The 18,238-nt window shown below is 71.8% G+C and carries 16 protein-coding genes; 7 read left to right on the top strand and 9 right to left on the bottom strand.

Annotated elements, in window-relative coordinates; genetic code table 11:
* Nucleotides 1-48 precede the first annotated feature (48 nt).
* Nucleotides 49-411, bottom strand: coding sequence for a VOC family protein (locus KN815_RS11795; RefSeq protein ID WP_216341733.1), 363 nt, complete (start codon nucleotides 409-411; stop codon nucleotides 49-51).
* A 454-nt stretch (nucleotides 412-865) separates the two neighbouring features.
* Between KN815_RS11795 and KN815_RS11790 the strand changes: the two genes are divergently transcribed.
* On the top strand, nucleotides 866-1,840 hold the full coding sequence (locus KN815_RS11790; protein WP_216341732.1) for a methyltransferase: 975 nt from the start codon (nucleotides 866-868) through the stop codon (nucleotides 1,838-1,840).
* Between the two features lie 5 nt (nucleotides 1,841-1,845).
* Entirely contained in the window at nucleotides 1,846-2,055 is a 210-nt protein-coding gene (locus tag KN815_RS11785; protein ID WP_216341731.1) for a hypothetical protein, read from the top strand.
* Between the two features lie 638 nt (nucleotides 2,056-2,693).
* Here the strand turns inward: KN815_RS11785 and KN815_RS11780 are convergent.
* Genes KN815_RS11780 through KN815_RS11765 form a run of 4 tightly spaced genes read right to left on the bottom strand, consistent with a single transcriptional unit; the run spans nucleotide 2,694 to nucleotide 6,380 of the window.
* Nucleotides 2,694-3,926 carry an ABC transporter permease gene (locus KN815_RS11780; protein ID WP_216341730.1) on the bottom strand — a complete coding sequence of 411 codons (1,233 nt, stop codon included), beginning with the start codon at nucleotides 3,924-3,926 and terminating at the stop codon, nucleotides 2,694-2,696.
* Nucleotides 3,923-4,657, bottom strand: coding sequence for an ABC transporter ATP-binding protein (locus tag KN815_RS11775; RefSeq protein WP_216341729.1), 735 nt, complete (start codon nucleotides 4,655-4,657; stop codon nucleotides 3,923-3,925). Before KN815_RS11775 ends, KN815_RS11780 begins: the two co-directional genes overlap by 4 nt.
* Nucleotides 4,654-5,730 carry an efflux RND transporter periplasmic adaptor subunit gene (locus KN815_RS11770; RefSeq protein WP_216341728.1) on the bottom strand — a complete coding sequence of 359 codons (1,077 nt, stop codon included), beginning with the start codon at nucleotides 5,728-5,730 and terminating at the stop codon, nucleotides 4,654-4,656. Before KN815_RS11770 ends, KN815_RS11775 begins: the two co-directional genes overlap by 4 nt.
* Nucleotides 5,727-6,380 (bottom strand): hypothetical protein, encoded by a 654-nt coding sequence (locus KN815_RS11765; protein ID WP_216341727.1) that lies wholly within the window; start codon nucleotides 6,378-6,380, stop codon nucleotides 5,727-5,729. The genes KN815_RS11770 and KN815_RS11765 overlap by 4 nt, the downstream gene beginning before the upstream one ends.
* A gap of 132 nt (nucleotides 6,381-6,512) precedes the next feature.
* Between KN815_RS11765 and KN815_RS11760 the strand changes: the two genes are divergently transcribed.
* From KN815_RS11760 to KN815_RS11750, 3 genes are read left to right on the top strand one after another with little or no spacing between them, the layout of a single operon-like run.
* Nucleotides 6,513-7,208 carry a response regulator gene (locus KN815_RS11760; protein WP_216341726.1) on the top strand — a complete coding sequence of 232 codons (696 nt, stop codon included), beginning with the start codon at nucleotides 6,513-6,515 and terminating at the stop codon, nucleotides 7,206-7,208.
* Nucleotides 7,205-8,728, top strand: a complete 1,524-nt coding sequence (locus KN815_RS11755) for an ATP-binding protein (protein ID WP_216341725.1) — start codon at nucleotides 7,205-7,207, stop codon at nucleotides 8,726-8,728. Before KN815_RS11760 ends, KN815_RS11755 begins: the two co-directional genes overlap by 4 nt.
* A complete protein-coding gene (locus KN815_RS11750) occupies nucleotides 8,725-9,234 on the top strand; it encodes a hypothetical protein (protein WP_216341724.1) in 510 nt (169 codons plus the stop codon). The genes KN815_RS11755 and KN815_RS11750 overlap by 4 nt, the downstream gene beginning before the upstream one ends.
* A gap of 58 nt (nucleotides 9,235-9,292) precedes the next feature.
* On the opposite strand, the gene KN815_RS11745 is transcribed toward KN815_RS11750, so the two are convergent.
* Nucleotides 9,293-9,931, bottom strand: a complete 639-nt coding sequence (locus KN815_RS11745) for an HhH-GDP family DNA glycosylase (RefSeq protein ID WP_372458322.1) — start codon at nucleotides 9,929-9,931, stop codon at nucleotides 9,293-9,295.
* Nucleotides 9,932-9,987: 56 nt separating this feature from the next.
* Nucleotides 9,988-11,784 (bottom strand): PucR family transcriptional regulator, encoded by a 1,797-nt coding sequence (locus KN815_RS11740; protein ID WP_216341722.1) that lies wholly within the window; start codon nucleotides 11,782-11,784, stop codon nucleotides 9,988-9,990.
* 739 nt (nucleotides 11,785-12,523) lie between these two features.
* Between KN815_RS11740 and KN815_RS11735 the strand changes: the two genes are divergently transcribed.
* Nucleotides 12,524-14,803 carry a putative bifunctional diguanylate cyclase/phosphodiesterase gene (locus KN815_RS11735; RefSeq protein WP_253208905.1) on the top strand — a complete coding sequence of 760 codons (2,280 nt, stop codon included), beginning with the start codon at nucleotides 12,524-12,526 and terminating at the stop codon, nucleotides 14,801-14,803.
* Between the two features lie 406 nt (nucleotides 14,804-15,209).
* Here KN815_RS11735 and KN815_RS11730 read toward each other — a convergent pair whose 3' ends face one another.
* Together KN815_RS11730 and KN815_RS11725 are read right to left on the bottom strand one after the other, a co-directional pair.
* Entirely contained in the window at nucleotides 15,210-15,566 is a 357-nt protein-coding gene (locus tag KN815_RS11730; protein WP_253208904.1) for a DUF779 domain-containing protein, read from the bottom strand.
* A gap of 184 nt (nucleotides 15,567-15,750) precedes the next feature.
* Entirely contained in the window at nucleotides 15,751-17,370 is a 1,620-nt protein-coding gene (locus KN815_RS11725) for an FAD-dependent monooxygenase (RefSeq protein ID WP_216341735.1), read from the bottom strand.
* Between the two features lie 66 nt (nucleotides 17,371-17,436).
* On the opposite strand from KN815_RS11725, the gene KN815_RS11720 reads away from it, so the two are divergent.
* A complete protein-coding gene (locus tag KN815_RS11720) occupies nucleotides 17,437-18,168 on the top strand; it encodes a TetR/AcrR family transcriptional regulator C-terminal domain-containing protein (protein ID WP_216341734.1) in 732 nt (243 codons plus the stop codon).
* Nucleotides 18,169-18,238 lie beyond the last annotated feature (70 nt).

Here is an 18,238-nt window from a genome sequence, read left to right as displayed (position 1 = left end):
CGCCCGGCCGCCCGGCCGGCCGCGGCCGACGCCCGGCCCGGGGTGTGGTCACGCGGCCTGGAAGTGCGGGTTGTGGATGAGGCCGATCAGATCGCCGGTGGGGTTGCGCACGACCGCGACCTCGATGCCGCCGCCGACCTCGCGGCAGGACGAGCGGGACTCGCAGCCCGCGGCGAGCAACTGCGCCTCGGCGCCGGACACATCGTCCACACCCCAGTAGACGATCGGGCCTTCGTCGGGGTCGCCGTCGGGGTCGAGCGCGAGTTCGTAGCCGCCGACGTCGTATCCGACATAGAACGGCTCGTCGAAGTAGGGCTCATGACCGAGGGTCGAGTTCCACCAGAGCTTGGCGGCCTCCAGGTCGCGCGCCGGGTAGACAACCGTTCGAAGACCCAGAAACTTCACACTCACCGGAATACTCCTTCGATCGATTCGGCCAGTCAATGTTCTGGCGGAGCGACGATAGCGTAAAACCGTTGCGGATCGGTACCGGAGAAAGCGCGGTCATCGCCCGGTGGGGGGGGGCGTTACCGGCGATCTCGACCTGCCGTAAATCGAGGTAATGTCGAGCGTCGCGGCCCCGGCTTTCCAAAGATTTGAACCTTCTTTCGGAAGCGGAACTTTCTATTCCAGTGGGGCGCTGAGCTGGGCGGCATCCCGGGGAAGCCCTTTCTTGTCGGAGCACAGACATAACGCTGGAACGGCCCGGCCGGGAGCCGATCTTCTGTCGATCTCCAGTCGACATCCAAGACCTTGACATGGATTTTTAGGTGATACAGACTCTCCCGTGTAGTTACGGGGGACTACGGGGGAGGCTGGCATTCGCACTCTGGATGAGTTGGTCCGTGCCAGAAAGATTCTGGCCATGATCGAAGCCGCGGACGAGCTGGGGTTGCTCACGGAACTCGCGCGAGAACCGCTGACGCCGACCGAGATCGCCGACCGGGCCAAGATTGACCGGACCATGGCATATAATTTCCTCACCGTTCTGGTATGGAATGGAATTCTCACCCGGAATGGTGATCACTTCGCGCTCGACGAGGCCCTTCGCGCCGAGGTGACGAGCGGGGCGCTGCCCCTGCTGCGCATCGAGGGATGGGCCACCCGGGACCATCTGAACGCCACCGGGATCGTCGCCGCGCTGCGCGGGCACCGCCGCCCGCCGGAGATCGACGACCGCTATGTGGGCGCGCTGGCCGAGGCCATGCTGCGCGGCGCCCGGGCCAGCGCACCACATCTGGCCCGGCTGCCGCTGTGGCGCGACCGCGCCCATCTGGCCGATCTGGCGGGCGGCAGCGGTGGTTACGCCATCCTGCTGTGCCGGATGTATCCGCGTCTCAGAGCCACCGTGTACGACCGCCGGGAGATGCTGGAGCACACCGCCCGCGCGGTGGCGGACGCCGGGCTGGACGACCGGATCGCGCTGGAGCCATGGGAGTTGCGCGACGACCCCGTCCCGGCGGGGCACGACTGCGCGCTGCTGTCCCATGTCCTGCATCTGCTCGACGCCCCGGCGCGGGCGGAGCTGCTGGGCCGGGTCCGGGCGGCGCTGGCGGACGGCGACCCGGTCGTGGTGCACGACTTCCTGCCCGGTACGGCACCGGGTGCGCCGTCGCCGGAGGAGGCCGCCTCCGCGATCGACTGGCTGGCGAACGGCTCGGGCTTCCTGCCGGGCCCGGACGAGCTCGGCGCGGAGCTGGCGACCGCCGGAATCTCCGTGCGCGGCGTCACGCCGATCGCCGCCACCCGTACGGCCGTTGTCTCCGCGACCTGCACGCTCGGCCTTCCGGGCCGCCATCCGAGCCCCAGCGGCTCCGCGGAACGGAAGGCCCGACGTTGAGCGACGTGACGAAAGAACTGCACGCTTCCAGACAACTGGAGGCCACCGAGGAATCGGATGCCTCGTGGGCCCGCCCGGATGCCTCATGGGACAGCCCGGCCGCCGCCGAGTCCCCGGACGACTACCTGGAGCGGCTGCTCCGCAGCCTGGACGACCGCCGGTCCGAGCCGAGCCAGTGCGATGGTTTCGCCCTCTGCGGCGATTGGCCCTGGTAGCCGCTGGTCGTTCTTGGTAGCGGATACGGGGGCGTGAGGAGAATTCCCACGCCCCCGTCGCGCCACCGTGAGTCCGACCCGGCTCGGCTGTGATCACCACAGCAGTGTCCAAGCGACTCATGCCGTCTATTGCCTGCTCGGCGAAGGCTCCCCATGGGGACATGGCTCCCCATGGGGACATGGCTCCTCATGGGGACTCGAACTCGCTTATGCAGAGGAATTCATCGGGGAGCGGTCCGTCGCCCTGATCCTGGGTGACAATAATTTTCATGGCGCCGGACGGGGCACGCAACTGCGGAACACTATCCGCGTCCAGGGTGCCCGGGTGTTCGCTTATCCGGTTTCCGGCCCCAGAGCATGCGGCGTGGTCGACTTCGGCGAGGACGGTAAGGTCCGCTCCAGCGAGGGAGGAACCGGCCGAACCCAAGTCCTGTTACGCCGTCCCGGGGCGGTATTTCTACGACAATCGAGTCATGGAGATCGCTGAGGAATTGAAGCCCAGTGCCCGTGGTGAGCTGGAAATCACCGGAGGCAGTGAATTCAGCCCATCCGGACCAGGGCGATCCGCGGTGTGCGTGGCGGCGCCGAGAACGGAGCCGAGCGGCGCCACGCATACACCGGGCGACGGAATAAGGCGTTCAGGAGGCGTTGAGCGCCACCGTGGGATGGAGACGCGAGGCGCGGATGGCGGGGTAGAGCCCCGCGAGCATGCCGATGACCAGCGTGGCGCCGAAACCACCGGCCGCCGCCCAGGCCGGGATGACCGTCGTCCAGCCCTGGGCCTGGGCGAACGCCCAGGTCGCCACCGCGCCCAGCACCACCCCCACCAGCCCGCCGAGCGCCGACAACAGCAGTGACTCGGTGAGGAACTGAAGCCGGATGGCACCGCGGGTGGCCCCGATCGCCCGCCGCAGACCGATCTCCTGACGGCGTTCCAGCACCGAGATGACCATGGTGTTGGCCACCCCGACCCCGCCCACCAGAAGCGCCACGGCCCCGAGCCCGAGCATCAGCGCCGTCAGCCCCTTGTCGGTGGTCGCCTTCGCCTCCAGGGCGTCGGAGGGCCGTGAGACCTTGACGGTGCCCTCATGGCCGGGGTTGACGCTCCGGGCCAGTACCGCCGCCACATCCTCCACCGACGCGTCCGTGGAGCGTTCGAAGATGGTGGTGGGGTGGCCGTTGAAGCCGAAGTACCGCTCGGCGGCCGGGAATCCGACCATCGCCACCCGGTCCAGCGTGGGGACCAGCTCGACCGGCCGGAGAATGCCCACGACGACCACATAGCGGTCATTGACCATGATCTTCTCGCCGGGAGCCGTGACCCCGAGCCGTTTCGCGGCGATCGAGCCGAGCACGGTCACCGGCAGCCGCTCATTGGCGGAGTTCAGCCAGACGCCCCGGTCCACCTCGGCGCCGAGCGCTGCCAGCAGATCGGGCCGGGCGGCCTGGGTGGTGACCCCGGCCGTTCGCTCCTCCGGCACCACATCGCTGCGCCGGATACGGGTGTCCACCTCGCCGGTCGCCGTGGCGTGCCGCACCGGGCCGATGCGTTCGACCATCGCGACGGCGTTCTTGGGCAGGACGACATCGTTCCCCAGCGGGTCCTCCCCGGCCTCGGCGGTGAGCAGATTGGTGCCCAGCCGGTCCAGCCGGGCCATCAGATCGGCCCGGCTGGAGGTGGAAAGACCCACTACCGCCACCATCGTGGCGATGCCGATCGCGATTCCGAGGGCGGACAGCACCACCCGGGTCCGGCGTGCCCGCAGTCCTACGGCGCCCACGCGGAGGATGTCACCGGCGGCCAGCCGGGAGGGCTTCAGCCCGCGGCCGCCCCGGGACGTCCGTGCTGCCGCGGTCCTATGGCCGGTCATGACCTCACCTCGCGGGTGGCGGTGTCGGGCGTGGCGGTCCCGGAGTCCGCGACGACCTCGCCGTCACGGAAGCGCACCCGCCGTGGCAGCGCGTCGGCGATCTCGTGGTCATGGGTGATGACACACACCGTGGTGCCCGCCGCGTTCAGCTCCCGCAGCAGCTCCAGCACGAGCTGCCCGGACGCCGAGTCGAGCGCGCCGGTCGGCTCGTCCGCGAGCAGCAGTTCGGGCTCGCCGATCAGCGCCCGGGCGATGGCCACGCGCTGCTTCTCACCGCCGGACAGCTCATGCGGCCGGTGGTCCAGCCGGTGGCCGAGGCGCACCCGCTCCAGCGCCGCGCGGGCCCGCGCTCTGCGCTCGCGCGGGCCCACCCCCGCGTACAGCAGCCCGTCCGCCACGTTGTCCACCGCGTCCCGGCCGGGGGAGAGGTGGAAGTGCTGGAAGACAAAGCCGATGTGACGGGCGCGAAGGGCGGAAAGCTGAGCGTCGGAGAGCGTGTTCACATCGTGGCCGGCCACCCGGACCGTGCCCGTGGTGGGGCGGTCCAGGGTGCCGATGATGTTCAGCATGGTCGACTTTCCGGAGCCGGACGGGCCGACGATCGCCAGCAGTTCACCGGAGACGACGGTCAGATCCACCCCGCGCAGCGCGTGGACCTCGCCCGGATACGTCTTGGTGGCGCCCACCAGCTCGATCACGGCCGCCGGGCGGTGCGGTGCGGTGGCGGTCACTGCTCGGCCACTCCCACCGTCATGCCCTCGCGCAGCCCGGCCCCGCTGACCTCGATCTGCCCGTCGGCCGTCATCCCGGTGTCGACCCGCACCATCCGGGTGGTGTCGCCGTTCACCAGCTCCAGTCCGTAGCCGCCGTGCTCACCGCGCAGCGCCACCACCGCCTCGACCGGGACGGCCAGCACGTTGTCGTGGCTCTCGCTGACGAAGGTCACGTTCACCGTCGCCTTGCTGTCCTCCCCGGAGGTGGCCGAACGGCCGCCGTCCAGGGTGACCTCCACGGTGATGCCGTCCTGTGCCCCGCCCGACGCACCGTCCCCGGAGGGCTCGGGGCGGACGGTGCCGGACACCGAGCCGCGCTCGGTCCGTCCGCTGGGCAGCGTCACCTTCACCGTGGTGCCCTTGGCGGTGAGGGACACATCCTGCTGGTCCAGCTCCGCCCGGACCACCGGCTTGGTGGAGGCGACGGTGAGCACCGGCGTGTCCGGGCCCACCTGATCGGCGGCCGCGGCGTTCGCGGAGACGACCTTCACCCGGTCCGGCTGGAAGACCACGTCCCCCTTGCCCACCGTGCCGGTGGGGGTGCGGTTGAGCGACTTCTGCCAGTTCTTGACGGCCGCCTTGGTCGCCGCGTCATAGCGCGGATCGATGTACAGCCCGGCACCGAACCCCAAGTCCCTCAGATTCCGCTCCAGTTGCAGGACATCGGAGCCGCGGTCCCCGGGCTTCATCTCGCGGAACATCGGGATCTGCCCGTACAGCAGGGTGACCGGCTTGTCGTTCAGCTCGTACAGCGCCTGCCCCTGGGTGACCGTGCTGCCCGCCTTGGCCGCCACGGTCACGGTGCCGTCGACGGCGGAGGACACCTTGCGCCGCTGGGCGTAGTCGAGCTGTCCGTCGACGGTCTTGCTCTGAACCAGATCGGTACGGACGATCTTGGCCGTGGCGGGGGGCCGGTCACCGTCCCGGGACGAGGCGTCCGCCCCGTCCCCGCCGCCGAGCGCCAGGGCGGCGGCGCCGGTCGCCGCGGCGGCGACGGCGCCCCCCGCGATCCATGCGGTACGACGCCTCACTGCATACCGTCCAGACCGTCGAGCAGCTTGTCCTTGCACGCCTCACGCGCCTGCTTGTACACCGAGGACTCGGTGTCGATACGGGGGTTCGTCGGGTCCGGTTCACCGCCGGGTATCGCGTTGCCCGCGGACATGGTGGGGTTCTGGAACTCCGATACGCCGTGGTCCCGCATGCAGGTGGCGTGCGCGAGCATGGACTCGTAGTCCTTCTGCGCGTCCCGCTCGGGCTCGAGCCGCATCGCCTTGCGCAACTCGTCGGCACAGACTCCGTCCTTGCCGCCCTTGGTCACCTCGCCGGTGCCGGTGGGGTCCTCGAGTTCGTTGATCTTGTCCCAGTCGAGATGGCCACTGAGCTTGGGGTCGGGGAAGTCCTTGGCCCCGCCCTTGGCGCGCATACAGCGCACATAGTCGAGTTGCGCGTCGTAGAAGGCGCTCTTGCCCTTGGCGGAGCCGCCGCCGGAATCCTTCGAGCCGCCGCCGGAGTCCTTCGAGTCGCCGGTCTTCCCGCCCGGGGCGGAGGCCACCCCCTCCACCCTGGTGGCGGAATCGCCGTCACCGCCGCAGCCCACCGCGAGGGCCAGAACGGGCAGCGCGGCGAGGGCGGCCAGCGTGCGCCGGAAGGCGGCGCGGGACGTGGTGTGGTGTGTCATGCCGATCACCTTCCGGCGATCACATGATGGCCCGTCCATGAGCACATGATGGATGTGTAACAAAGCCCACCCGCCTTTGATTCACCGGCCTGACCAGCGGATTCCAGAGAATTCCTGGGTCATAATCGCCGCATGCCGCATGTACTGCTCATCGAGGACGACGCCTCCGTACGGGATGGAATGGAGCTCGTGCTGCGCCGCCATGGCTATCAGGTGTCGGTCGCCGCCACCGGCGAAGAGGCCCTCGCGCTGCTCGACGCCGCCGCCGAGACGGCGGGGACGGCCGTCGAACTCGCGGTGCTCGATCTGATGCTGCCCGGTATGGACGGCTTCGAGGTCTGCCGCCGGATCCGGGCCCGCTCCACCATGCCCGTGATCATGCTGACCGCGCGCGGCGACGATACGGACATCGTCGGCGGTCTGGCGGCCGGAGCCGACGACTACGTGGTCAAACCGGTCACCGCGCCCGTACTGGAGGCCCGGATCAAGGCGGCGCTGCGGCGTGCCGACCCCGTACCGCGGCGGCCCGGCGAGGTCCACGCCGGTCTGGTCATCGACCGGGCGGGGCTGACCGTCAGCCGCGACGGCACCCCCGTCCCGCTGCCACCGACCGAACTGCGGCTGCTGCTCGAGCTGTCCGCCTCGCCGGGCCGGGTCTTCAGCCGCGAGCAACTGCTCTTCTCGGTGTGGGACCACTCCTTCCTCGGGGACTCACGGCTGGTCGACGCCGCGGTGGGACGGCTGCGCGCGAAGATCGAGGAGGTGCCCGCCCGGCCCCGCTACATCCAGACGGTGCGCGGCTTCGGCTACCGGTTCGGTCCGATATGAAGCGCCTCCGGCCGCAGAAGCGCCTCCGGCCGCTGAAGCGCTTCCGCCCCCGCCTGGGCGGGCTGCGCACCCGGCTCCTCATCGCCTTCGTCCTCGTCGCGCTGATCAGCACCGTGACCGCCACCGCGCTCGCCTACCGCGAATCGCGCACCGCCGTGCTCGCCCGCACCCAGGACGCCTTCCAGACCGATGTCCGGGACCGCGTCGACAGCGTCGCCCCCGACTTCGACATGCCACCCGATGTCCGCACGCTGACCGCCATGGCCGACTCGGTCTCCTCCGGGCTCTCCGGCGCCCCCCTCGTCGTCACCCGCTACCAGGACCTCACCGCGTCCTCCGACGGCCTGGCGGACCGCACCCGGATCACCCCCGAACTGCGCGCCTCGGTCCGCTCCTCGGGCCGCACCCGCTTCCAGCGCGTGGAGTACCGGGGCCGGCCGTATCTGGTGGTCGGCACCCCCGTCACCTACGACGGCGGCCGGGTCTCCGGGCTCGAAGTGTTCGCCGTCACCTCCCTGCTGGCGGAGCAGGAGCACACCGACGCCCTGCTGGACTCGGTGCGCGGCGGACTGCCTCCGGTGCTCGGCCTCGCCGCGCTGCTCGCCCTGCTCGCCGCCGGGACCGTACTGCGGCCGGTGCGCGAGCTGGGGCGGGCCACCCGGCGGCTGGCCGACGGCGACCTCGACTCACGGGCGGAGGTCAAGGGCCGTGATGAACTCGCCCGTCTCGCCGCCGACTTCAACACCACGGCCGACGCGTTGCGGGCCTCGGTGACCGATCTGCGCGACCAGGAGGCCAGGGCGCGCCGGTTCGTCGCCGATGTCTCGCACGAGCTGCGCACCCCGCTGGCCGCCATGACGATGGTGACGACCGTGCTCGACGAGGACGCGGCCCAGTTGCCCACGGACGCCGCCCGCGCCGCCCGTACCGTCAGCGACGAGACGGCGCGGCTGGCCCGACTGGTGGAGGACCTCATGGAGATGTCCCGCTTCGACTCGGGCGCGGCGCGGCTCGACGCGGCCGAGACCGACCTCGGCCTGACCGTCCGCGGCACGCTGGAACTGCGCGGCTGGACCGGCCAGGTGGCGGCGCGGCTCCCGGAGGGGATACGGGCGGTGGTGGACCGGCGGCGGGTGGACGTGGCCGTGGCCAATCTCGTGGGCAACGCGCTGCGGCACGGTGCGCCGCCGGTGACGGTCACCCTGTCCGCCACCGCGGACGGGGTGACGGTGGAGGTCACCGACTGGGGGCCGGGGCTGCCGCCCGACGCCCTCGACCAGGTCTTCGACCGCTTCTACAAGGCGGACACCGCCCGGACCCGCTCGGAGGGCAGCGGCCTCGGCACCGCCATCGCGCTGGAGAACGCCCGGCTGCACGGCGGCACGATCGAGGCGGCCAACCGGCCCGCCGAGGAGGGCGGCGGAGCCGTGTTCACCCTGCGGCTGCCCCGCCACCCGCGGCAACCCGGCGGGCAGGACGGTGCCGGACGGGAGACGGCGGCGGGCGGTGGGGCGCGATGAGCCGCTTCCGTACGGTGGCAGGGGCAGTGGCAGCGGCCCTGGTCCTCGCCCTGGTGACGGCCGGCTGCGGGGTGCGGCCCACCGGGGTGGTGGACGGCGGTGAGCCCGCGCACGGGCTCACCAAGGATCTGCGGATCTACTACGTCCGCGGCTCCGGGCTCCAGGGCGTCACCCGCCCCGGGATCTCCCTCCAGGGGCTCGGCGGCGTTCTCAAGCTGCTCGCCGACATGCCGGCCTGGGCCGAGGAGCGGGGGCTCGTCAACCTCGTCCAGCTCGGTTCGTACTCGACCAGCGGCACGGGCCACCGGATCACCCTCCACGCGCCCGGCGCCTCCTTCGACAGCCCACGCGACCGGCTGCCCAACGGCCAGCTCGTGTGCACCCTCGCCCGCGCCCAGTCCTACCTGCACCGGGACGAGGCGATCCGGCCCGACGACGTCCGGGTCTCCCTGGACAACGGCGAGCGGACGTACGGCCCTTACCAGTGCTCGCAGTTCCTGACCTGAACGTGTTGCGCGGAGGCTGAACGTGTTACGTGGCGCATCAGGTGGCGGACTGAACGCGTCACGCTGCGGCGCGCACCTCCCGGGCGGCGTCCGCGTGGAGCGCGACGCGGACCAGGGCCGCGGCCAGCCGGGGCAGGTCCTTCTCGGCCACCAGCCGCCCCAGCGCCCCCGCGCTCTTCGGCAGCCCGACGCGCTCGGCGCCCTCCAGCGCCTTGCGGTCGAAGTACGGGGCGAACTCCGGCCAGACGCCCTGCGCCTCGCGCAGGAAGATGTTCACCCCGGCGGGCCCGATGCCCTTGATCTCCGCCAGCAGCTTCTTCGGGTCCCCGGCCTCGCGCATCCGCCGCAGATCGCCCCCGTACTCGCGGTTCACCAGCTCGGCCGCCTCGCCGAGCTGGGTGGCGGTCCGCTCGTCGTAACGCCGGTAGCCGCCCTCGCCCAGTGCGTCGACCCGCTGCTGCCAGGTGGCCTCCGCCATCCGCCGCGGATCGCGCATCCCGGCGTCGAAGAGGGCGCGGGCGGCGACGACGGCGATATCGGAGCTGATCCGCGCGGACAGCAGATGCGCGAGTACGAGGAGCTGGTAGAGCGGGCCCGGGGTGTCGCGGAGCTTGATCCCGGCCTGCGTGGCGAAGGTCGTGCCCTGCTGGTCGAGCAGGGTGCCCGCCACGCTCGCGTATCTGTCGCCCATCGCCATCCCGCCTCGTCGTGTGGTGCCGTCGCGTCGGTCACGGGTGCCCGGTGGCACCGCGCTCACTGGGGGCCGCCGCGCATGACCTTCCAAATGCGGGTGGCCACCTGGAGGTTGAGCCTGCTGTCCACGTCCGCGAGATCGCTTCCGCTGATCTCGCGGATGCGCTGGAGCCGGTAGCGCAGGGTCGAGCGGTGGATCACGAGCGCCTCGGCCGTCTCGCTGTAGTTGCCGCCGCGGTCGAAGTACTGGGAGAGGGTCTCCACCAGGTCGGTGCGGTGCAGGGCGTCGTAGTCCAGCAGCGGGCCCAGCCACTCCCGGACGAACCGCTCGACCTCCCGGTGGTCGCTCCCGGTGCGCAGAATCCGGTACAGCCCCAGGTCGTCGTAGAACGTCATGCCGCTCGCGCTGTTGGAACGGCGGCGCACCTCCAGCGCCCGCAGCGCCTCCTGGTACGAGCGGGGCACCTCGTGCGGGGTGTCGCAGGCGGCGCCCACCCCGATCGCCCCGCTGTCCGTGCCGAGCTCACGGCTCAGCGCCGAGTGCAGCGACCGCTCGCCCGGTGCGTTCTGGGCCACCAGGACCGCCGCGTCCGAGCGCAGGGCGGGCAGGATCCGCAGGCCCATGCCCGTGGCCGCCCGGCTCACGGATTTGAGGAACACATCGTCGGCCGGGCGGTCGCTCCAGCGCACCACGATCACATGGTGCGGACCGTGCAGATCGTGGCCGACCGCCTCCGCCCGGGCGTACGCACTGGTGTCGTCCGCGCCCGAGAGCAGATCGTCGACCAGCTCCCGCCGCAGCCGCAGCTCCACCTCGGCCAGCTCGCGCAGATGGGCCAGCTCCAGGCCGAGCGAGGACGCGGCGTGCTCCAGCGCGCGCCCCGCCCGCTCATCGGCCCGGCCGTCCGGGTCCACCAGGAACAGCACGCCCAGCACCTCGCCACGCGGATCCGCCACCGCGACCAGCCGGTCCCGTACCCGCACCGGGCGCGCCCGGCGGGCGGCCTCCCGCAGCAGCCCCTCGCGCTGTGCCGGATCGGGCTTGGGGTAGGGGTCCGGGCGGCCGGGGCCCGCCCAGGCCCGGAGGTTGCCGAACCGGTCCTCGGCGGCGGCCGCCAGCCCGGTGATCCGGTACAGCGTCCGGACGATCCCGTCCTCGCCGGCACCGTTTGCGGCCGAGCGGGCGAGGGCGTCATGCACCTCCCGCAACTGGGAGAGATCGGTCAGCGAGGCGTCCAGCCGCCGCCGTATCGCCTCCCGCTCGTCCCATGCCCGGCGCAGCTCCAGGGCCTGGGCGCGCTCGCGGCGGTGCGCGGCGGCGGCGGACAGGGCCGCGGCGGTCTGCCGTACGAGCAGGGTGAGCAGCAGCCGTTCGTCCTCGCCGGGCCGGTCGCGGTAGCTCACGACCAGGGCGCCGTGCAGGCCGTCCGGCGCATGGGGATCGTCGGGCGCGTGTGGTGTGCCCGGTGCGTGTGGTGTGCCTGGTGCATGTGGTGTGCCCGGTGCGCGCGGCCCGCCGGGTTCGCGCAGCCCGAATGCCCAGCCCCAGGCCCGCCGGGGGAGCCGCACCGGCCCGTCCCGTCCGGCCAGCTCCCTCACCTGCGCGTCCAGGGCCTCGGTGGCGCGCCGGCCGTCGTGCGGACAGCGGACCAGACCCTCGCCGAGCCGTAGGTATCCCGCCTCGGCGCGGCCGGTCCCGACCGCGCCGACCTGGGCCATCGCCCGGCGCAGTATCTCTGCCCCGTCCTGGCTGTCGCTCCCGTCGCTCCCGTCGGTCCCGTCGATCCCGTCGAAGCTGGTGAACAGGGTCAGACAGCGGTGCAGCAGCAGATCGTGGGCGACACCTGGTGGGGCCATTGAGTCACTCCGTGCGTCCTCATGTGTCCTGTGCGTCCTCATGCCTCCTCGAGATGGCTTCTGGAGATGCCTCCTTGAGATGCCTCCTCATGCCTCCTCGGGGAGATCCGCCCGGGCGAGTACCCACTTCATGGCAATTCACCGCATGAGGGTGAAAATGGTGCACGCATTTCGATCTCCTGGGCGCAGGGGACGGGCCCGGAGGGGGAGCGGACGGGCCGGGAGGGCGTGTCTCCCGTCTCCTCGCCCGGTGCGGCGGCGGAGCGCGGGGACGTAATGGATTTCCCAATTCGACTGTCCACGGGCAAGGTTGGCGGCGCGTCAGAAGACGGGATCCTGAAGGGCTCAGCGGCTCCGCTTTCAATGGCCCGCCCTCTGGAGGGTCGAGGTCAGCGCGGGGTTCGAGCCGCTGGCAGATGCCGGTGACAGGTGCCCGGCATCCTCCGGTGTCGCACGTCGCCATGATCAGATCCGGATTACAGTTTTCCGTTTTTCCTTTCCTTATCGAACGGTTGATCAGTAATCTCGCCTCAGCAGCGGGTTGCCGTGCCGCTCTTCGTCGTGCTCAACTTCCCCGAGGACGCGGACGACCCGAGGGCGGCCCCGGAAGCCGGAAGAGGGCGAAGGAAGTGCAGGACGTGGAAGCCGCCTGGCGGCCGGAGGGCATCGACGCCACAGGCGAGGACGCGGCACGCGACAGGGACACAGCCCATGGCGGCTGCCCCGGGGAGCGCGCGATATGACCTCCGAATCGGGCGGGCCGAGATGTGACCGCGGCGCCGGGGACGCCGCCGGGCACCTCGCCCCCACGGAGAACGATGCGCTGAGGCGGTTCGCGGGCATCTGGTGCCGGGCCGTCCACCCGCTGGCGACCACGACGATGACCCCCGACGAGTTCGAGGTCTATCTGCTGCCGCTGGCCCACCGGTTGAGCGCCGCCCTGTGCGGCTCTCCCTTCGACACCGAGGCGGCGTACGCGGTCGGGGCCGCGCTGGTGAACGCCCAGTGCACCGAGCCCGAGGCGCTGCCCGCCATCCTGGGCGTCATCGACGCGCACCTGGTGTCCTGCTCGTCGCCCACCGGGCATCCGTCCTCCGCCGAACTGCCCGCCGCGCCCGGCCACGAGCCCCTGGCCGAGGAGGGCGAGCCCCTGTCCGAGGAGGACGAGCCCCTGTCCGAGGAGGAGGCGCGCGCCCGCTGTGTGCGGTTGCAGCACGCCCTCGCCGCCGGGTTCGTCCGCGAGCTGCGCAAGTGCGAGCGCGATGAGCAGGAGGCCATCTCGCGGGCCGCGCTGGCCGCCCGGACCGAGGCCGAGAAGGCGCTGCACGCGAGCGAGGCCAAGTTCCAGGCCGTCTTCGAGGGTGCGGTCATCGGCGTGGGCATCGCCGGACTCGACGGCGAGGTGCTCGTCGTCAACGACGCCATGGCCAGGATGTTCGGCGGGATGGACTTCTTCCGCCCCGGCCGCAACGTCACCGAATTCGTCCACCCCGACGACGTACCGGGTGCCCATGAGCTCTACCGCGAGCTGGTCAACGGGGAGCGCGACCACTTCCGCATCGAGAAGCCGCACTACCGCGACGACGGCAGCGAGCTGTGGACCAATCTCACGGTCACCCTGCTGCGCGACTCCAGCGGCGCCCCGCAGTATCAGCTCGCCCTCGCCGAGGACATCACCGAGCACCGGCAGTTGCGGGAGCGGCTGCGCTACGAGGCCACCCACGACGAGCTGACCGGACTGCCCAACCGCGCCCTGTTCCTGGAGCGGCTGGACCAGATGCTGGCCGCGGGCGCGGACGCCGAGCGGTTCGGCGTGTGCTACCTGGACCTGGACGGCTTCAAGGCCGTCAACGACAGCCTCGGGCACGTCGCCGGTGACCGGATGCTCAAGGCCGTCGCCAAGCGCCTCCAGAACTGCGTGAAAACTCCCGCCGAGCTGATCGCCCGGGTCGGCGGCGATGAGTTCCTCGCCCTGGTCACCGGCCCCGCGGCGCAGACCGACGGCGCCGGGCTGGCCCGCCGGATGCTCGCCGCGCTCGCCGAACCCGTCCGGGTCGAGGGCCGTGAGCTGCGGGTACGGGCCAGCATCGGCGTGGTCGACGGCCGGGCGGGGGAGATCGGCCGGGCCGAGGTGCTGCGCAGCGCCGACATCACGATGTACCGGGCCAAGGCCGCGGGCGGCAATCGCTATGAGATCGCCGACGCCGACTCCAACGCCCGGGTGATCGCCCGCCACAGCCTCACCAACGGACTGCCCTCAGCCCTGGAGAAGGGCGAGTTCTTCATCGAGTACCAGCCGCTGGTACGGCTCACCGACGGCACCGTGCGCGGTGCGGAGGCGCTCGTACGCTGGCTGCATCCGGTGCACGGGGTGCTCGGCCCCGACCAGTTCATCCCGCTCGCCGAGGACACCGGGCTGATCGTCCCGCTCGGCCGCTGGGTGCTGGAACAGGCCGCCCGGCAGGCGCGGGAGTGGCGCGACGCCGACGAGGAGGACGGCGAGCCGCTGCGCGTCAACGTCAATCTCTCGCCGTGTCAGCTAAGCCACCCCACGCTGGTCTCGGACACGGTGGCGGTCCTGGAAAACGCCGGACTGTGCCCCAGCGCGCTGTGCCTGGAGGTCACCGAGAACGACCTCATCGGCGCCGACGAGAGCGCCCTGCGGCCTCTGCGGCAACTCGCCGACCTCGGCGTCGACATCGCCCTGGACGACTTCGGCACCGGCTACTCCAACCTTTCGTATCTGCGCCGGCTTCCGGTCTCCACGCTCAAGCTGGACCGTTCCTTCACCCGGGGCATGCAGCGCGCCCCGGCCGATCCGGTCGACGTCAAGATCGTCGAGGGCATCGTCTCGCTCGCCCACACGCTGGACCTCGCGGTGACGGTCGAGGGCGTGGAGACGGCCGTACAGGCCGAGCATCTACGGGGCCTGGGCTGCGACACCGCCCAGGGCTGGTACTACGCCCGCCCGGGCCCGCCCGAGCGACTGCACACCCTGGCACTGGCCGACGCGAGCTGAGGCCGCGATGCGCTGCGCGGGCGATGCGCTGCGCGGGCGGTGTGCCCCGCAGAGGATGCGCCGGTAGGTCCCGCGCTGCGTAGGCGATGCGTGGCGCAGGTGGCGCGCCCCGCAGGGGACGTTCCACGCGGGCGATCTGCCCGCAGGCCATGAGCCCCGCAGACGCGGCGCCTCGCAGGTAACGCGCCCCGCAGACGTTGCGCTCCTGAAGGTGATGCGCCCCGCAGGCGGTGCGTCGTGCGGGCGACGTTCCTTGCGGGCGATGTGCCGTGCAGGTGGCGCGCCCTGTAGACGCCGCGCACCGCAGGTGACGTTTCGCGTATGCCACGCCCCCCCCGGCAAACCCCGCGCACCGCAGGTGAACATGGAGCGCAGGCCACGCCCCCCGGCAGACGCCGCGCCGGGCTCAGCTCGCCGCGTCGTCCAGCAGCCGTGAGCGGATCAGAAAGCGCACCCCCTCCGGTGCCTCCAGGGAGAAGCCGCTGCCGCGCCCCGGCACCACGTCCACCGTGAGATGCGTATGCGCCCACCGCTCGAACTGCGAGGCCGACATCCAGAAGCCCACCGGCTCCTCGACCCCGTCCACCTCCAGCTCCGCGAGCAGCACATCCGACCCGCCCGTACGGAACTCGCCGAGCGGATAGCACATCGGCGCGCTGCCGTCGCAGCAGCCGCCCGACTGGTGGAACATCAACGGGCCGTGCTCCGCTCGTAGTTGGCGGATCAGGTCGGCCGCGGCCGGGGTCAGCGCGATGCGTTCCATGGGCGATCCCTCTCCGATCATGCTCACCGAGCGGTCAGGGGCCAAGCCCACCAGCGAACCCCTCGCCACGTTGCGAGAACGTTGCCCACGCGACGTCCCGCGACCGGGCCAGGCTCTGGCGACCGCGCCCGGCCCCCGCGACCGCGCCCGTCCGCGACGGGCACGTCAGCCGAACGACAGCGGCTCACCCCACCGGCTCCACCGCCTCGCCCTCGGGCGAGCACGTCGGCGCGCCGGTCCATCGGTGCAGGGCGGCTTCGAGGCCGGTGACGGCTTCGAGGCCGGTGACGGCGGCGAGGTCGGTGGTGTCGGTGGCCCAGGCGACGACTCCGTCCGGGCGTACCAACACCCCGGCCGGCGTCGCGTGGTCGTCGCGCACGAAGCTCACCCGCCCGGCCCAGGCCGAGGCGCGGCGGGCGAACGTGCCGTCCGGAGTGCGGTCGAGCAGCAGGAACCCGCCGCCGTGACCGTGGTCGACCAGCCGGGAGCCGTCCCTCAGTCGCAGGTCGGGGACGTACCGGCCGATCAGCGGATGGTCGCCGGGCAGGTCGACGCGCTGCGTGACACCGGAGATCTTCTTGACCGCGTAGGTCGCGCCCTCCCGGGTGCTGAGCAGATCGGCGACGACCTCCCGGAGCGCGGCCGATTTGGCGTCCCCGCGCATCACCCCGATCTGGGCGCGCGTCCAGTCCAGCACCCAGGCGCCAAGCGGACGCCGCTCGGCGTCGTACGTGTCGAGCAGCCCTTCGGGTGCCCATCCGGCGACCACGGCGCCGAGCTTCCACCCGAGGTTCATCGCGTCGCCGACCCCGAGGTTGAGCCCCTGACCGCCGAACGGCGAGTGCACATGCGCGGCGTCGCCGGCCAGCAGCACCCGCCCCGCCGCATAGGTGGCGGCCTGGCGGGCGTTGTCGGTCCAGCGGGTCGCGGCGCCGCGCAGCGCGGTCAGCGTGACGTCGGTGCCCGAGACCCGGCGCAGACTGGTCTGCACGTCCTCGAGGGTGACCGGCGCCAGGGGGGTCCCCCCGCGCGAGCGAAGCCGAGCGTGGGGGAGGTCGGCGGGAGGGCCGTCGAACTCCACGGTGACCACTCGCCCGGGCTGTGGCCCGTAGCGGTACGCCCCCCGGGTCGACCACACCCATCCGTCGGCGAGCATCGAAGCGTCGGCGATGTCGGCGACGGCCAGGTGTCCGGTGAGTTCGGGGCCGGTGCCGGGGAAGTCGATGCCCGCGAGGCGGCGTACGGCGCTGCGCCCGCCGTCGCATCCGACCAGCCACCCGGTGCGCACCGGTCCGGCGGTGGTGCCGACGAGCACGCCGTCGCCGGTGTCTTCGAGTGCGGTGACCGCCACCCCGCGACACACCGGTATGCCGAGTCGCGCGACATGTCCGGCCAGCAGTTCCTCCAGTTCGCGCTGCGGCACCAGCTTGCCTCCGTCGACCGCGGTGTGGGCGGCGAGGTCGGGATCGGACCAGTCCACGAGGTCGGCGTCGAGGACCATTCCGGCGAAATGTCCGGTGAACCGCGACCCGGGCGCGGGCCGGCCGCCACCGGGCGGCTGGTTGTCGGCCGTACGGGCGAACGACCCCACCCGCTCCAGCATCTCCCGCTGCACCTGTTCGGCGGCGGGCAGCAGGCCGCGGCGGTCGAGCGCCTCGGCCGTCGGCACGTTGATCGCCCCCGCCTTCATCGCCTCGCTCGGCTCGGCCAGCCGCTCGAGTATCTGCACCCTCGCCCCGGAGAGCGCCAGCTCCGCGGCGAGCACGAGACCCACCGGCCCGGCTCCGACCACGGTCACGTCCATGTCCTGGTTCACATCCACTGTCACGAACAGTGTTCTATGTACGAACAGTGTTCGTGTCAAGCTATGATGGGCCGGGTGAACCCGAGAGAGCGACGCGCGGCGCGCCACCAGCCGCCGAACCCCGACGCCGAAGCCGCCCCCGGGCCGCGGCGCCGCACGGCCCCGATCACCGTGGAGCAGGTCATCGACACCGCCCTGGATGTCGTCGCCACGGAGGGCTATGAGGCGCTGACCATGCGCCGACTGGCCGGTGCGCTCGACACCGGGCCCGCCTCGCTCTACGCCCATGTGGTCAACAAGGCCGACCTCGACGAGCTGCTCATCGGGCGGCTGTGCGCCGAACTCGTCCTGCCCGAGCCCGACCCCGTGGCCTGGCGGGACCAGATCCGCGGCGTATGCGCCCAGATGCGCGACCAGTACCTGAAGTACCCCGGAATCTCCCGCGCCGCGCTCGCCATGGCCCCCACCGACCTCGAGATCCTGCGCGTCAGCGAAGGAATGCTGGCGATCCTGCTCGCCGGTGGCGTCGCCCCGCAGACCGCGGCCTGGGCCATCGACGCCCTCCTGCTGTACGTGGCCGCCTACTGCCTCGAGATGTCGATCGCGCGCCGGCGATCAGCGCGGGATGACGCTGCGTGGGTCCTCGACCGCGATGAACTGCTCCGCCGGTTCACGGCCCTGCCTGCCGAGACCTTCCCCCACACCACCCGCCATGCCGCCGAGCTCACCGCGGGTGAGGACCACGACCGGTTCGACTTCACGCTCGCGTTGATGGTCGACGGCCTGGCACGCCGCTAGCGGCCGGGCGCTCCTGCCCAACGCCAGGTGGCCGAGGAAGCCGGCCTGCCCCGCGGCCACTGGTGGGCGA

The sequence above is a fragment of the Streptomyces niphimycinicus genome (genome assembly GCF_018883605.1).
GTDB lineage: Bacteria > Actinomycetota > Actinomycetes > Streptomycetales > Streptomycetaceae > Streptomyces > Streptomyces niphimycinicus.
The sequence above is the reverse complement of the archived record's forward strand: the minus strand, read 5'-3'. Positions and strand labels throughout refer to the sequence as shown.